General features: G+C 63.0%; 15 protein-coding genes and 1 pseudogene. 12 read left to right on the plus strand and 4 right to left on the minus strand.

All coding sequences use genetic code 11. From position 1 onward, the window contains the following. Positions 1-22 precede the first annotated feature (22 nt). Together M0639_RS13580 and M0639_RS13585 are read right to left on the minus strand one after the other, a co-directional pair. Positions 23-700 carry a response regulator gene (locus M0639_RS13580; protein WP_054782270.1) on the minus strand — a complete coding sequence of 226 codons (678 nt, stop codon included), beginning with the start codon at positions 698-700 and terminating at the stop codon, positions 23-25. After that, positions 655-1869 carry a sensor histidine kinase gene (locus tag M0639_RS13585; RefSeq protein ID WP_223304454.1) on the minus strand — a complete coding sequence of 405 codons (1215 nt, stop codon included), beginning with the start codon at positions 1867-1869 and terminating at the stop codon, positions 655-657. Before M0639_RS13585 ends, M0639_RS13580 begins: the two co-directional genes overlap by 46 nt. A gap of 111 nt (positions 1870-1980) precedes the next feature. On the opposite strand from M0639_RS13585, the gene M0639_RS13590 reads away from it, so the two are divergent. Together M0639_RS13590 and M0639_RS13595 are read left to right on the plus strand one after the other, a co-directional pair. Beyond that, positions 1981-2181, plus strand: a complete 201-nt coding sequence (locus tag M0639_RS13590) for a hypothetical protein (protein WP_003943331.1) — start codon at positions 1981-1983, stop codon at positions 2179-2181. 1 nt (position 2182) lies between these two features. After that, positions 2183-2884, plus strand: coding sequence for a GAP family protein (locus M0639_RS13595; protein ID WP_060938514.1), 702 nt, complete (start codon positions 2183-2185; stop codon positions 2882-2884). Between the two features lie 13 nt (positions 2885-2897). Here M0639_RS13595 and M0639_RS13600 read toward each other — a convergent pair whose 3' ends face one another. Both M0639_RS13600 and M0639_RS13605 read right to left on the minus strand, forming a co-directional pair. Continuing rightward, complete coding sequence (locus tag M0639_RS13600) at positions 2898-3818, minus strand: hypothetical protein (protein WP_058038731.1); 921 nt, start codon at positions 3816-3818, stop codon at positions 2898-2900. Beyond that, positions 3815-4171: a GntR family transcriptional regulator gene (locus M0639_RS13605; RefSeq protein ID WP_003943322.1), complete on the minus strand. Its 357-nt coding sequence runs from the start codon at positions 4169-4171 to the stop codon at positions 3815-3817. The genes M0639_RS13600 and M0639_RS13605 overlap by 4 nt, the downstream gene beginning before the upstream one ends. Positions 4172-4316: 145 nt before the next feature. On the opposite strand from M0639_RS13605, the gene M0639_RS13610 reads away from it, so the two are divergent. The 10 genes and pseudogenes from M0639_RS13610 to M0639_RS13655 all read left to right on the plus strand — a co-directional run bounded on the left by M0639_RS13610 (position 4317) and on the right by M0639_RS13655 (position 15897). Beyond that, positions 4317-5069 carry a YebC/PmpR family DNA-binding transcriptional regulator gene (locus M0639_RS13610; protein ID WP_007732951.1) on the plus strand — a complete coding sequence of 251 codons (753 nt, stop codon included), beginning with the start codon at positions 4317-4319 and terminating at the stop codon, positions 5067-5069. A gap of 124 nt (positions 5070-5193) precedes the next feature. After that, entirely contained in the window at positions 5194-5763 is a 570-nt protein-coding gene (gene ruvC, locus M0639_RS13615) for a crossover junction endodeoxyribonuclease RuvC (protein ID WP_064075367.1), read from the plus strand. Next, positions 5760-6359 carry a Holliday junction branch migration protein RuvA gene (gene ruvA, locus M0639_RS13620; RefSeq protein ID WP_007732953.1) on the plus strand — a complete coding sequence of 200 codons (600 nt, stop codon included), beginning with the start codon at positions 5760-5762 and terminating at the stop codon, positions 6357-6359. The genes ruvC and ruvA overlap by 4 nt, the downstream gene beginning before the upstream one ends. After that, complete coding sequence (gene ruvB, locus M0639_RS13625) at positions 6356-7453, plus strand: Holliday junction branch migration DNA helicase RuvB (RefSeq protein WP_003943304.1); 1098 nt, start codon at positions 6356-6358, stop codon at positions 7451-7453. The genes ruvA and ruvB overlap by 4 nt, the downstream gene beginning before the upstream one ends. A 138-nt stretch (positions 7454-7591) precedes the next feature. After that, positions 7592-7939, plus strand: a complete 348-nt coding sequence (yajC, locus tag M0639_RS13630) for a preprotein translocase subunit YajC (protein WP_064075366.1) — start codon at positions 7592-7594, stop codon at positions 7937-7939. 197 nt (positions 7940-8136) lie between these two features. Beyond that, positions 8137-9858: a protein translocase subunit SecD gene (gene secD, locus M0639_RS13635; RefSeq protein ID WP_007732956.1), complete on the plus strand. Its 1722-nt coding sequence runs from the start codon at positions 8137-8139 to the stop codon at positions 9856-9858. After that, positions 9855-11078 carry a protein translocase subunit SecF gene (gene secF / locus M0639_RS13640; protein ID WP_007732958.1) on the plus strand — a complete coding sequence of 408 codons (1224 nt, stop codon included), beginning with the start codon at positions 9855-9857 and terminating at the stop codon, positions 11076-11078. Before secD ends, secF begins: the two co-directional genes overlap by 4 nt. 2 nt (positions 11079-11080) lie before the next feature. Further along, positions 11081-12812, plus strand: a pseudogene (locus M0639_RS13645) (ABC transporter substrate-binding protein). Beyond that, positions 12809-13387 (plus strand): adenine phosphoribosyltransferase, encoded by a 579-nt coding sequence (locus M0639_RS13650; RefSeq protein ID WP_019748305.1) that lies wholly within the window; start codon positions 12809-12811, stop codon positions 13385-13387. The pseudogene M0639_RS13645 and the gene M0639_RS13650 overlap by 4 nt, the downstream one beginning before the upstream one ends. 98 nt (positions 13388-13485) lie before the next feature. Beyond that, complete coding sequence (locus M0639_RS13655; RefSeq protein WP_003943344.1) at positions 13486-15897, plus strand: RelA/SpoT family protein; 2412 nt, start codon at positions 13486-13488, stop codon at positions 15895-15897. Positions 15898-15915 lie beyond the last annotated feature (18 nt).

Here is a 15915-nt window from a genome sequence, read left to right on the forward strand (position 1 = left end):
GAGTAGTCAGCCTCGGCCGAACCTACAGCTCCAGTTCGCAGGCAAGGATCGCCGCCTGGACGCGTGAGGTGAGGTGCAACTTCGACAGAACTCGCGACACGTGCGACTTCACCGTCGGAGCACCGACACCGAGTTCACGCGACAGTTCGGCATTGGACAGTCCCGTCCCCAACAGCGCGAGCACCTCGCGTTCACGATCGGTGAGCTCGCTCAATCCCAGCGGTTCGGTGGGTTTGGGTGCACGCTGAACGAACTCGCCGATCAGTGCACGCGCCGCGCGAGGAGCGAGCACTGCATCTCCGGCCGCGACGTTGCGGATAGCGCTGGTCAGCTCGTCCGCGGTCGCAGTCTTGAGCAGGAATCCCGAAGCACCGGCGCGCAGGGCCGCGAAGACGTATTCGTCGAGGTCGAAGGTGGTCAACACCAGAACCCGGCTGCGGGTCGTCCCGATGATCTGACGCGTCGCCTCGATGCCGTCGGTGCCTGGCATCCGGACGTCCATGAGTACGACGTCGGGTTGATGCGTGCGGGTGACGGTGATCGCCGACGCTCCGTCACCGGCTTCTGCAACGACATCGATGTCGTCGTGCTGCCGCAGGATCATCGCGAGTCCGGACCGGATCGCGGCGTGGTCGTCGACCAGGGCGACGGTGATCACTGATCCGTTCCGTTCGGCGCGGGGACCGGTAGCTGTGCGCATACCGTCCATTCTCCGTCGACCGGAAGTGCGTCGAGTGAACCGCCCAGCAGTTCGGCGCGGTGACGCATGTTTGCAAGTCCGTGCGTTCCCGCCCGAAAACTGGATGTGTCGCGACCGACGGGGTTTCGGATCTCGATCTGTAATGCATTGTGCTGGAGAGAGATCGACATCGAGATCGGTGCACCAGGCGCATGCTTGAGCGCATTGGTCAACGCCTCCTGGGTGATCCGGTACGCCGTGTGATCGACCACGCTCGGCAGGTCGGCAGTATCGATGTCGATCGCAACGTGCACGGCGGCGCCGGCTGCCCGAACTGCGTCCAGGACGACGGGCAACTCGGTCAGCCGCGGGGGAGAGGAACGCGGGTCCGGGGTCTCGTCGTCCCCGGCGTGGAGCAGTTCGATCATCGACCGCATCTCGGAAAGGCCCGCGAGACTGCTCGATCTGATCGCTCCGATCATCTCCCTCAATCCGTCGTCGGGTTGGCCCCGTTCACCGGAGAGAGCTGAGGTGGACAGTGCCGCCTCCGAATGGATTGCGATGGCGGAGAGGTGGCTTGCGATGACGTCGTGCAGATCGCGCGCCATGGTTGCTCGTTCGTGAGCGACCGCGGCCTCGCGGTCCAGAGCGGCGAGTGCTTCGTGGACTCTGGAACGCTCGCGTTCGGCCTCGGTCAGTTCGACTTGTCGACGGATGACCAGTGCCCACCACACCGGCGTACCGAAGAACAGAGCGGTCACGACGCCTGCCCCAGCCGCAGCGCGGACGTCCTGGGCGGACAGGTAGACGAGGGCTGTGAGCGCGGCAACCGTCACTGCGGTCAGAGAACAGACCACTCGGCCCAACCGCGCCGTCCCGTACAGAACTGCGGCGTAGGTGAGATCCGAGAGGACCAGCCACATCGGCAGAGTCGGGCCAAGGGCGGCGTCGACCGCGACGATGACGGCCCCCGCCGCCAAGGCCGTTGCCGGACGCACCCGCCGGAACGAGTCGATCGCACACAGCAGAGCCAGCATCCCGATCCGAACCCCGGCGGGAACGTCGGCGACACCTCCGACATCGGTCCACATTTGGTACAGGCCGACCAGGTAGAGGAGTACCCCGATCGCGAACAGGCCGAAGGCGATGAGCGGATCGTTCCACTTGCCGACACTCCGACTTCTGGTCACCACAGACTTATCAGAGCACATCGGGGCGCCTGACTTGTCATACCAAATGATGAGGTCGGCGTTGTTCCGATGGCTGATGTGCGGATTCGAGAGAGAAGACAGGCTCGACGTATGAAAATTCGCTTCGAGTTGATGATCGGCATTCTCTTGGTCGTCGGTGGCGGCTGTCTGTGGCTGTTCGCGCGTGACGCCGAGTTCTTCTGGTTTCGCGGCGGACCACTCGGCGTGATCCTCGCGATCATCGGTGCCTTCGACATCGTGAATGCAGTCCGAACGAGGGAGACAGCGATACCCGAGCGCCGAAACGACTGACGTGGAACTCGTCCTGCTCACCACGCTGGGCGGGCTCGCCCTGCTGGACAGTACGAGCATCGGAACATTGGTCGTCCCGGTCTGGATGTTGTTGATGCCGGGACGACCGCAGGTTCGCAGGCTGCTGACGTATCTGGTGGTCATCACGACGTTCTATTTTGTTGTCGGGGTGGCAGTCTGGACGACGGCACGGGCAGGTATGCCTGTCGTCGCCCCGCTGCTCGAAACCCCCGCCGCCCGCGGTGCGCAGTTGATACTCGGTATCGCGTTGTTCGCGTGGAGCTTTCGATTCGATTCCGAGAAGAGGCGCACATCCGGTCAGGCCGATCGAACCCATGTTTGGCGAGAGCGGGTGCTCGGCTCGGGCAGTTCCGCGAGAAGTGTTGTACTTCTGGCAATTGCTGCCGGGACCGCCGAGTTGGTGACGATGCTGCCCTACTTGGCGGCGATCGCGATGATCACCGCTGCTGGGCTGTCCGCAGTCACGTCTGCGTCGATACTTGCCGGATACTGCCTGATCATGGCCACTCCGGCAGTGCTTCTGTTGTGCGGGCGGATCGTGGCCGGCGACCGACTGGACAAGCCGCTGAGCGGGGTGGACTCGTTCATCTCACGCCACGGCGACAGCGCGATGGGTTGGGTGTTCGGCATTGCCGGCTTCTACCTCGCCGGCAATGCCGCTGCCGTGTTGTTCGTGAATTGACGTTGTTCGTGAATCAACCAGCCTGAACCAACGAATTGATCAGCTTCACACCGTCTTCCGGGTGATCGACGGTCACGGCGAACAGTCGTCCGTTCTCGAGAGTGACCACGATGGCCTCACCCGAGCGGAGAGTGACGGCTGTTCCGCGCGGTGTCATTCGGTAACCCCATCCGCCCCATTCGGCCGGACGTATCGCGTCGACTGATGCGGACTTCACCTTCGAGATGGGGATCTTCTTCCATCGAACGCCCCAGGAACTGATGCCGACACTGTGACGGTCGACGCGCACGGTGACCGACGCGAATGCTGTGACGGCGAAGGTGGACACACCCAGGATCACGGCAACCCACCAATCCGAGTACGCGGCAGTCGCGATCACGAGAACTACGAGGCCGGCGGTAACGATCCACGGCCAGATGCTGCGGACCTGCCCGACCCACACTGCACGTTCGGAGGCCGTGAGTGGAGTGTCGAGCGTCGGGGTCGGCAGTGGCGACTCCGGGCCGCTTCGTTGCTGGTCAGGCAGCGCGTATGCCAGAACTCCTACGAGTACCGCCGCGATCGGCGCAAGAATCCACCAGCCGATGCGCGCGTCCTCCGGCGACCCGGCGTCGATCGTCAGGGCGACGCTCAGAATCCAGATCGTCGCCAGTGTCGCACTCGAGATCGAGGTTACGGCGAGAAACAAGGGCGCGTTGTCGCTCGAACGGGCCGCGACGACACACGCGCAAACGACTGCCACCAGTGAAATCGCCAGCGCGATGAAGAAAAAGGTCGTCGTGGTGCTGAAGCCGTCCGGGGTCGATCCGGACCAATGGCTCGCGACGGTCTCGGGTAGGCGGTCACCCCACGCGAAGCGTGCGAGAACCAGTATCAGGGTCGGGATCAGAGTCAGCGAAGCTGCTGTCCAGAGTCGGATCTTGCTGGTCGTCATTGTGTGCTGGTCTCCTTGATGAGGTCGAGCATGTGCGCAGTGTCGAGTCCGAGATTTCGGGCCTGCCGTACGAACTCGCGCGCAGATTCGTTGAGAGCTGTTCTTCCCGAGTCGAATTCGGCGCGAATGACGGCGCCACGTCCGCGTCGGAGGTCGATCAGGCCTTCGTCGCGCAGTGTTGCGTACGCACGAAGAACCGTGTGGAGATTGACGTCGATCGACTCGGCGAGAGCGCGAGCGGACGGCAGGCGGTCACCTGGTCCGATCTCACCGCGGATGACCGAGCCACGAACCCCGGCTGCAATCTGCTCCGCGAGTGGAGTTGTGGAGGCGTGATCTATTCGGACCAACATGTTTGCATTCTATGCAAACAATGCACGGTTTGACTAATTCGTGTCGGGGGATGCAGCGAGTTGTGACGTGGGACGGGTAACATCGGCAGAGCTGAAAGACGCGCATTCGGCGTGCGCAACGCAGCAGGAAAGGGGCTTGAATCGCATGAGCGGCCACTCAAAATGGGCCACCACCAAGCACAAGAAGGCTGTGATCGACGCACGTCGTGGCAAATCCTTCGCGAAGCTGATCAAGAACATCGAGGTGGCGGCACGAACCGGCGGTGGCGATCCCACGGGCAACCCCACCTTGTACGACGCCATCCAGAAGGCGAAGAAGACGTCTGTTCCCAATGACAACATCGAGCGTGCGCGCAAGCGCGGCGCCGGTGAAGAAGCGGGCGGCGCAGACTGGCAGACCATCATGTACGAGGGCTACGGACCCAACGGCGTCGCCGTTCTGATCGAGTGCCTCACCGACAACCGCAACCGCGCAGCCGGTGAAGTTCGCACCGCGATGACCCGTAACGGTGGCAACCTCGCTGACCCGGGTTCCGTCTCCTACCTGTTTGCTCGCAAGGGTGTCGTCACGCTCGAGAAGAACGGCCAGTCGGAGGATGACGTCCTGATGGCTGTGCTCGACGCCGGTGCCGAGGAAGTCACCGATCTCGGTGAAACCTTCGAAATCGTCAGTGAGCCACAGGATCTGGTTGCCGTACGGTCGGCACTTCAGGAAGCCGGCATCGACTACGACTCCGCTGAAGCCGATTTCCGCGCTTCCGTCGAGGTTCCCTTGGATGTCGACGGCGCACGCAAGATCTTCAAGCTCGTCGACGCGCTCGAAGATTCTGACGACGTGCAGAACGTCTACACCAACATCGATCTTTCCGACGAGGTTCTCGCGGCTCTCGAAGACTGATTGCTTTTCAACTCAACCCGGTCCTGACGTCCGCGTCCGGGCCGGGTTGCGTGTTGATGCGGGGTAGTAGTCCCGCGCACCGCTAAGCTATCGAACAGCTGTTCGGTATGGAGAGGTGTGACAAGTGCGCGTGCTCGGAGTGGACCCAGGCTTGACTCGCTGCGGGTTGGGAGTGGTCGACGGGAGCAACGGCAGGAAAGTGCGCCCCATTGCGGTCGACGTGGTGCGGACTCCGGCCGAGATGGACCTTGGTTCTCGGCTTCTGCGGATCTCCGATGCGGCTGAACTGTGGATCGATCAGTACAAGCCGGAGGTGGTCGCGATCGAGCGCGTGTTCGCGCAGCACAACGTCAGTACCGCGATGGGGACGGCGCAAGCAGGCGGAGTTGTCGCGCTCGCTGCCGCCAGACGCGGCATTCCGGTGTGTTTCCACACGCCCAGCGAGGTGAAGGCCGCCGTCACCGGCAGCGGTAACGCCGACAAGGCGCAGGTCACTGCGATGGTGACGCGAATTCTGAATTTGAAGACGGCGCCGAAACCTGCTGACGCTGCCGACGCTCTGGCGCTGGCGATCTGTCACTGCTGGCGAGCACCGATGATCGAGCGGATGGCCCGCGCCGAGGCGATGGCCGCTGAACAAATGCGTAAGTATCAGGCAAAATTGGCCGAGACGAAGAAGGCAGGTTCACGATGATCGCGTCGGTACGCGGCGAGGTACTCGATATTGCGCTCGATCACGCGGTCATCGAAGCGTCAGGTGTCGGCTATCGGGTCAATGCCACCCCGGTGACTCTCGGTGCGCTGCACCGGGGAAGCGAAGCGCGACTGTTCACGACGATGATCGTTCGCGAAGACTCGATGACGCTGTACGGTTTTTCCGATACCGAGTCGAAGGACCTGTTCAGCCTCCTGCAGACGGTTTCCGGAGTCGGACCGCGCCTGGCGATGGCAACTCTTGCAGTTCTCGAACCGGACGCGCTGCGGCGGGCGCTCTCGGAAGGCAACCTGACGGCGTTGACGAGGGTGCCCGGTATCGGAAAACGCGGCGCCGAGCGCATGGTTGTCGAACTGCGTGACAAGGTCGACGCCGTCGCGACGACGGCCGGCGCGGCGTCCGGCGTCGTCGTCGGCAGCTCGATCCGTGATCAGATCGTCGAGGCTCTCGAAGGTCTGGGCTTCCCGATCAAGCAGGCTGAGCAGGCCACGGATTCGGTTCTGGCGGAATCGCCCGAGGCCACCACGTCGGTCGCACTGCGTTCCGCTCTGTCGCTGCTCGGTAAGACTCGATGAACTTCGACCCGATCGACGATTTCGACGACGAGTCGCAGGTCTCTGCCGAATTGGTGGCGGGAGACGGTGATGTCGAAGCGAGTCTGCGCCCCAAGAGTCTCGACGACTTCATCGGTCAACCTCGTGTTCGCGAACAACTGCAGCTCGTGCTCACCGGAGCAAAACTTCGTGGCAGCACGCCTGATCACATCCTGATGTCCGGTCCCCCCGGGCTCGGCAAGACGTCGATGGCGATGATCATCGCGGGGGAGTTGGGCTCTTCTCTGCGGTTGACGTCCGGACCGGCGCTCGAACGCGCCGGAGACCTGGCTGCGATGCTGAGCAACCTCGTCGAGGGCGACGTGTTGTTCATCGACGAGATTCACCGAATCGCTCGTCCGGCCGAGGAGATGTTGTACCTGGCCATGGAAGACTTCCGTGTCGACGTCGTCGTCGGTAAGGGGCCGGGCGCCACGTCGATTCCTCTGGAGGTTGCACCGTTCACGCTGGTCGGTGCGACTACGCGGTCGGGTGCGCTGACCGGTCCGTTGCGCGACCGCTTCGGGTTCACCGCTCACATGGATTTCTACGAACCCGAAGAGCTGCAACAGATTCTGATGCGTTCGGCCGGAATTCTGGGCGTCGATCTCGAAGTCGATGCCGGTGCCGAAATCGCACGACGCTCGCGGGGGACACCGCGTATCGCGAACCGATTGCTGCGCCGGGTTCGCGACTTCGCCGAGGTGCGCGCCGACGGAATCGTCACCATGGACGTCGCTCAGGCGGCCTTGGCCGTCTACGACGTGGACCAGTTGGGCTTGGACCGTCTCGACCGTTCGGTACTGAGTGCTTTGGTGCGTTCGTTCGGCGGCGGGCCCGTCGGCGTGTCGACGCTTGCGGTGGCCGTCGGCGAGGAACCGTCGACGGTGGAAGAAGTGTGCGAGCCGTTCCTGGTCCGGGCCGGAATGATCGCCCGGACGCCGCGAGGACGTGTGGCTACCGCCGCTGCCTGGACTCAACTCGGAATGACACCGCCGCCGGATGCCGCAGCGGGCGGTATCGAGGTTCGTGTCAACGAACCGCAGGCCACGTTGTTCGATCCGAACGGCGAGTGAATTTCGACTGGAAAGGCCTACTTGAACGGCCGATCTGTCAGGAATCCTCAGCAACTAATGGCACACTGGTGTATTGCGTAGGTCCATCCGGGACCATCGCGGCGTAAAACGTGCAACACAACCGAGGTTGATCAACACATGTCGAGTTTGCTTTTCCCCCTCTTGATCCTCGCACTGCTGGTGCCCATGTTCCTGGGCATGCGCAAGCAGAAGAAGGCCTTGGCCGCGACTTCCGAGATGCAGGACTCGCTGCAGGTCGGCGATCGGGTGCAGACCACGGCCGGGCTCTACGCCACGATCGCTTCCCTGGACGACGAGACCGTGGACCTCGAGATCGCGGACGGTGTCATCACCACCTGGTCGCGTCTGGTCATCCGTGAGCGCGTCGTCGAGACGACCGAGACCGACGAGTACGACGACGACTCGATTTCCGAGATCGAAGAGTCTGCTGCCGACACCGAAATCCGGCTCACCAAGGAGTCCTGACTTCGTCGAACTGGTACGTGTTCTAGAGTTGTGAACTCGGACACACGTCCAGATTGTCTTGTCCGCTCTTACACCAGCAGCTCAGTTCACCCCGTTGATCAATCGTTGCAGTTCGAACGCCGCAGCTCGGGTGGTCGTCGACCACCCGAGCCGTGCACTTACTGAAGCTCTGCACCTACCGAGGAGACTTAAAGATCGTGGCACCTTCCACCGGAACGGTGCATCCGGTCCGCTACCTGGCCCTTTTCGGGGTCCTGGTAGTGGCACTGTATGCCCTGGTGTTCTTCACTGGAGACAAGTCGGCCACGCCGAAACTCGGCATCGACCTGCAGGGTGGAACGCGCGTCACGTTGACCGCTCGTACCCCGGACGGCAGCGCTCCCAGTCAGGACAGTCTCAAGCAGGCTCAGGAAATCATCGAGACCCGCGTCAACGGTCTCGGCGTTTCCGGTTCCGAGGTCGTTGTCGACGGTGACAACCTCGTCATCACCGTTCCCGGCGACGACAGTGCGCAGGCTCGCTCGCTCGGCCAGACCGCTCGTCTGTACATCCGCCCGGTGACGGGTTCGATCGACGTCGCCACCCGTGACGCGAATCGGACAGCTACGCCCGAGGCGCCGGCGGCCGAAACTCCGGCCACTGATGCACCGGCCCCCGAAGCACCCGCTGACGGGACGCAGACGCCGCAGAACCGTCCGTTCCTGGCTCAGGACCCGACTACTCCCGAGGCAACGCCCGCGCCGCAGACAACGACTCCGGCCCCCACCGGGGACGCGCCGAGCGACGGCACCGACGAAGGCGACGCAGCAGCAGCGGAAATCGCCGCAGCGCGCGCCCTCCGACAGAGCAGCGATCCGACAGTGCAGCAGCAAGCAGTGGCGAACCTCGACTGCTCCGTCGCGGATCCGCTCCGTGGAAACGACGACCCGACCCTGCCGCTGGTCGCCTGCTCGCAAGACGGACTGAACATCTATCTCCTCGGTCCTTCGATCATCGACGGACAGGAGATTGCCGACGCGTCTTCGGTCTTCAACTCGCAGCAGTCGCGCCACGAGATCAGCCTCTCGTTCAAGACGACCGGCAGCAACACCTGGGCCGAGTTCACCTCAGCCAACATCGGCAAGCAGGCAGCGTTCACGCTCGACTCGAAGGTCGTCAGCGCTCCCACGATTCAAGGTGCAACGCCTGCGGGTAGCGCCACCTCGATCACGGGCAGTTTCACTGCCGAGAGTGCCAAAGAACTTGCCAACACACTGAAGTACGGTTCGCTTCCGCTCTCGTTCGCAGCCTCTGAGGCCGAGACGGTCTCGGCCACGCTCGGCCTGGCCTCACTGCAGGCGGCATTGATCGCCGGCGCGGTCGGTCTCGTTCTCGTTCTGCTGTACTGCCTCGTCTACTACCGCATGCTCGGCGTCCTGACGGCGTTGTCGCTGATTCTCTCCGGAGTCATGGTCTACGCGATCATGGTTCTGCTCGGCAGATACATCGGCTTCACGCTCGACTTGGCCGGCATGGCTGGTCTGATCATCGGTATCGGTATGACCGCCGACTCGTTCGTCGTGTTCTTCGAACGCATCAAGGACGAAATGCGTGAGGGCCGTAGCTTCCGCTCGGCGGTGCCACGCGGTTGGGCAAGAGCACGCCGAACAATTCTTTCCGGCAACGCGGTGAGCTTCATCGCCGCTGCAGTTCTGTACGTGCTGGCGGTCGGACAGGTGCGAGGCTTCGCCTTCACCTTGGGTCTGACGACCATTCTCGACGTGATTGTCGTGTTCCTCGTGACGTGGCCACTGGTCAGCATGGCGTCCCGTTCGGCGTTCTGGTCCAAGCCCAGCGTCAACGGTCTCGGCGCAGTGCAAGAGGTTGCCCGCGAACGTAAGGTTGCCGCCGCTGCGTCGGCTAAGGAGACACGAGCATGAGCGAGTCCAACAACTCCCCGGTGGGGTCCACCAACAGTTCCGCCGCCGAGTCCGCCGATGCGGCGGCCCGGTCGGAGATCACCGACTCAGGCGTCGATCAGGGCGCGATGCCCAAGCACAGCTGGCTCTCGCGGTTGTACACCGGAACGGGTGCGTTCGAGGTCGTCGGCAAGCGTCGCTTCTACTACGGACTGACCGGCGCTCTGGTCGCCATTGCGCTGCTGAGCATCATCCTGCGCGGCTTCACCTTCGGTATCGATTTCGAAGGCGGATCACGCATTCAGTTCCCGGCCGAGGGTGGAGTCGAGACGTCGGCGGTGGAAACCGTCTACTCCGACACACTCGGGTTCGAACCGGTCAGCGTGCAGACAGTCGGCTCGGGTGCCAGCGCAACCGTGCAGATCCGGTCGGAGACGTTGAACGCGACGCAGATCAACGATCTTCAGTCGGCTCTCTTCGACGAGTTCCAGCCCAAGGACAAGAACGGGAACCCGTCGGCGCAAGCCATCAGTTTTGCGGACGTGAGTGAAACCTGGGGCGGCCAGATCACCAAGAAGGCGCTGATCGCGCTGATTGTGTTCCTGGTGATCGTGAGTATCTACATCGCCATCCGCTTCGAGCGGGACATGGCGGTAGCTGCGATCGTTGCGTTGTTCTTCGACATCATCGTCACTGCCGGCGTCTACTCGCTCGTCGGTTTCGAGGTGACGCCCGCGACGGTGATCGGTTTGCTTACCATTCTCGGCTTCTCGCTGTACGACACCGTGGTGGTGTTCGACAAGGTCGAAGAGAACACCCGCGGTGTTCTGCATCTGACGCGCCGGACGTACGGCGAGCAGGCCAACCTCGCGGTGAATCAGACCTTGATGCGATCGATCAACACGACCGTCATCAGCGTGCTCCCGGTGATCGCTCTGATGGTTGTCGCGGTCTGGATGCTCGGCGTCGGCACACTCAAGGACCTTGCGCTCGTTCAGCTCGTCGGCATCATCGTGGGTGCGTACTCCTCGATCTTCTTCGCGACGCCGCTCCTGGTGTCGATGAAGGAACGCTGGGGACCCGTTGCCGCGCACACTCGTAAGGTGCTCTCGCGCCGGGCTACGCTGGCCGAGAAGGGTACGCAGACGGTTGCCGTCGGCGCACCAGTTGCACGCCGTGCTCCGGTTGCTCCGCAGCCGGGTGCGCGGCCGACCGGAAAGCGAAACAAGAAGGGGCACTGAACATGCTCCCAAGAACACGCACACTGGTTCGATCGATGACGTTCGTTGCGGCCACCGCTGTGGCTGCGGGTTCGTTGGCGGCCTGCTCGGAAAGCGCCGAGCAGGTTCCGTCCATCGGATATGCCATCGACAACTCCATCTCCACGTACAACGCCAACACGACAGCTGGATCGGTGTCCGGGGCGATGGCCGCGTTCGGCCGGGTGCTTCCCGGCTTCACGTTCACCGGCCCGGCCGGAGCACCTGTCTCCGACACCGACATCGGAACGGCGTCGGAGTTGCCCGGTGACGTGCTCACGGTCTCGTACAAGCTCAATCCGGCGTCCGTGTACTCCGACGGGATTCCGATGTCCTGTGACGATCTCGTCCTCACCTGGGCGGCGTCGAGTGGCAAGTTCACCGAAGACGTCGATGGTGCCGTGAAGCCCATGTTCGACACGGCGAACAATCTCGGATACGCGGACATCGACCGGATCGACTGCCAGAGCGGGGCGAAGGACGCGACGGTGTTCTTCAAACCCGGGCGATCGTTCACCGATTGGCGGTCGTTGTTCGGTGCGACTGCGTTGATGCCTTCACACGTCGTGACGCAGCGCACGGGTGTCAGCGACGTGGTGAGCGCGGTGAATGCCGGTGACACCGAAGCGTTGTCGAAGATCGCGGACTTCTGGAACACCGGGTGGAACCTGACTCCAGGTCAGGTGGACACCTCCGTACTGCCCTCCGCTGGTCCGTATCGAATCGACTCGTACAGTACCGACGACGGCCTGGTGCTGGTCGCGAACGAGCGGTGGTGGGGCAACAAGCCTGCGACCGATCGCATCGTCGTCTGGCCACGTGGTGTGAATTTGACCGAGGATCTCGACAAGAACTCGATCGAGGTAGTCGACGTCGCTTCCGGCTCGGCTGGCGAACTCGGTACTCCGTCCGGGTTCGACGTCCAACAGATTCCGTCGCGGTCGATCGAGCAGTTCGTTCTCGCGACGTCTGGTTCGCTGGGCGACGAAGCCGCCCGTCGAGCGTTCGCGCATTGTGTTCCGCGGACAACTCTGTTCGAGAAGTTCGGGCAGACGGATAACGCGCCGCAGGCTGGTCTGGGTTCCGGCGTGGTCGATTCGCGACTGATGGCGCCGGATTCACTCGTGTACAGCGACGCCGCTGCGGTCGACGGTGACCGGTACGCCAATGCCGACGTCGATGCCGCGAAGACGTCGTTGTCGGAAGCCGATCTCGACCAGTTGACCGTCCGGGTCGGGTACCTCGCACCGGACCCGGTGCGGGCGCAGATCGTCTCCGAAGCGAAAGCCGCGTGTGCTCCGGCGGGAATTACGATCGAGGACGCGAGTACCGACAGCTTCGATCCTGCGAGTCTGCAGTCCGGGGGGAGTCGACGCTGTGCTTTCCGGCATGGCAGGCAAAGTCGGGGCAGGCGGAACAGCGAGCATGATCGACGCGCGCGGAGCGCTGCGATCGGGCAACGGCGCAAACCTCGGTACGTACGGAAATGCCAGGATCGATCAGATCATCGATCAGTTGAACGTGGATGCGAGCACGAGTGCGCAATTGGGACTCTCGGTGGAGGCGGAGAACATCCTGTGGACCCAGGTGCCTACGATTCCACTGTTCAATCAACTACGAACTGTCGCTGTAGCTCCAGGCATGTCGGCAGTGTTGGTCAATCCGACTCGGGCCGCTACCGGCTGGAACATGGACAGATGGGTATTACGCAGATGAGCGTCTCGAATGGTGTTGCCTTGCACACGCCTGAAGAATTGATCGCAATCCACCGGGCTGCCGGAGACGCCGTTGTTCGGCTGACTCGCTGGGCAGACAACTTTCCCGGGCCCGGGGTTCGGTTCGCCGATCTGACTCCGGTGTTCGCCGACGCCGAGGGGTTCGGGGCCGTGCTCGACGCCCTTGTCGCCTGTGCTCCGGACGCCGACACGATTGCCGCCGTCGATGCTCGCGGGTTCCTGCTCGGTGCCGGCGCGGCTGCGAAGATGGGTGCTGGGGTGGTGGCCGTGCGGAAGGTCGGCAAACTGCCGCCGCCGGTACTCTCTCGTTCGTACAGCCTCGAGTACGGATCCTCGACTCTCGAGATCCCCGCAAACGGCTTCGATCTCACCGGGCGGAATGTTCTGGTGATCGACGACGTTCTGGCTACCGGAGGGACACTCGAGGCGGCGGTACAGTTGGTCGAGTTGGGTGGAGCGAACGTCGTCGGCGTCGCAGTGGTGCTCGAGATCGAGGAACTGCGCGGTCGAGATCGCTTCTTGAAGTACCCACTGACATCACTGGTGAAGGTCTGAGTATTAAAGTTGTCTCCTGGGGGTCGAGTTAGACCTCCAGGGCAATTACCCGATGCAGGGCGGTTGCCTCAACCAACTCGGTGGTAGGAGGTGGCGACATGACGTCGAATCTTGATCGATCACAGAACTCGGGTGCAGTGTCGCAGGAGACGGGTGCAGTTCCGGCTCCGGAGACGACACCATCGAAGTCCGCGGTGCCCGACGATTCGGGATCTGCGCAAACTACCGGCAATCGGGGTGGGCAGAATCTGGCCGTGCCCGCTTCCGCCTCCCGTAGGGTGCGCGCTCGGCTTGCTCGACGCATCACCGGTCAGCGCAACGCCACCATCCGCCCGGTGCTCGAGCCGTTGGTCAGCCTCCACCGTGAGCTTTATCCGAAGGCCGACCTCGCGCTGCTCCAGCGTGCGTACGACGTCGCCGAGGACAGACATTCGAGCCAGCGGCGCAAGTCCGGCGATCCGTACATCACGCATCCGTTGGCCGTCGCGAGCATTCTGGCCGAGCTGGGAATGGACACCACCACCCTCGTCGCAGCCCTTCTGCACGACACCGTCGAGGACACCGGTTACTCACTCGAAGAGTTGACCAAGGATTTCGGTGACGAGGTCGCTCACCTTGTCGACGGAGTCACCAAACTCGACAAGGTCGTTCTGGGCACCGCCGCCGAGGGCGAAACCATCCGCAAGATGATCATCGCGATGGCGCGGGACCCGCGCGTGCTCGTGATCAAGGTTGCGGATCGTCTGCACAACATGCGCACGATGCGATTCCTGCCGCCCGAAAAGCAGGCACGTAAGGCGCGTGAGACTCTCGAAGTCATTGCACCACTTGCGCATCGGCTCGGAATGGCGACCGTCAAGTGGGAACTCGAGGACCTTTCGTTCGCGATCCTGCACCCGAAGAAGTACGACGAGATCGTTCGACTGGTCGCCGATCGCGCGCCCTCTCGAGACACATATCTGGCCAAGGTTCGCGCCGAGATCAACTCGACTCTGTCCGCCTCGCGGATCAATGCCATCGTCGAGGGCCGGCCCAAGCACTACTGGTCGATCTACCAGAAGATGATCGTCAAGGGCCGCGATTTCGACGACATCCACGATCTGGTCGGCGTGCGCATTCTGTGCGAAGAGGTGCGTGACTGTTACGCCGCGGTCGGTGTTGTCCACTCGCTGTGGCAGCCGATGGCCGGACGCTTCAAGGACTACATCGCACAGCCGCGCTACGGCGTCTACCAGTCGCTGCACACCACCGTCGTGGGACCGGAAGGCAAGCCCCTGGAGGTCCAGATCCGGACCCAGGACATGCACCGGACCGCGGAGTTCGGTATCGCCGCGCACTGGCGGTACAAGGAGACCAAGGGCAAGCACGCGGGCGACATCGCCGAGGTCGACGACATGGCGTGGATGCGTCAGCTACTCGACTGGCAACGTGAAGCGGCCGATCCGGGGGAGTTCCTCGAATCGTTGCGTTACGACCTCGCGGTCAAGGAGATCTTCGTCTTCACGCCGAAGGGCGACGTCATCACGTTGCCTGCCGGATCGACCCCCGTCGATTTCGCGTATGCGGTGCACACCGAGGTCGGGCACCGATGCATCGGTGCCAGGGTCAACGGCCGACTGGTCGCGCTGGAACGAACTCTCGAAAACGGCGAAGTGGTGGAGGTCTTCACGTCGAAGGCTGCCACCGCCGGGCCGAGCCGTGATTGGCAGACGTTTGTCGTCTCGCCGCGTGCCAAGGCGAAGATCCGTCAGTGGTTCGCGAAGGAACGCCGCGAGGAGGCGCTCGAGTCCGGCAAGGATCAGATCGCGAAGGAGGTCCGCCGTGTGGGACTTCCGTTGCAGCGGTTGATGAATGCCGAATCGATGAGCACGATCGCGCACGAACTTCGCTATCCCGACGTCTCGGCGTTGTACACGGCCGTAGGCGAGAGTCAGGTGTCGGCGCACCACGTCGTGCAGCGACTGGTTGCTCATCTGGGCGGCGTCGGCGCCGTCGAGGAGGAACTGGCCGAGCGTTCGACGCCGTCGACCATGCCGGTGCGCACCCGCAGTACGGGTGACTCCGGAATTCTGGTTCCCGGAGCACCGGGCACGGTGGCAAAACTCGCGAAGTGTTGCACGCCGGTACCGGGCGATTCGATTCTGGGCTTCGTCACGCGTGGCGGCGCGGTCAGCGTGCACCGTACCGACTGCACCAACGCCAACTCGCTCCACGATCAATCGGAGCGAATCATCGACGTCGAATGGGCACCGTCAGCGACATCGGTGTTCCTGGTCGCGATCCAGATAGAGGCGCTCGATCGTCATCGGTTGCTTTCCGACGTCACCAAGGCGTTGGCCGACGAGAAGGTGAACATCCTGTCGGCCTCGGTCACCACGTCCGGCGACCGGGTGGCGATCAGCAAGTTCACCTTCGAGATGGGCGACCCGAAGCACTTGGGTCATGTTCTCAACGTGGTTCGTAACGTGGAAGGCGTCTACGACGTCTACCGCGTGACCTCTGCCTCGTAAGCTGCTGTGCGCCTTTAT

It is taken from the genome of Rhodococcus qingshengii JCM 15477, from assembly GCF_023221595.1.
GTDB classification, from domain to species: Bacteria; Actinomycetota; Actinomycetes; order Mycobacteriales; family Mycobacteriaceae; genus Rhodococcus_F; species Rhodococcus_F qingshengii.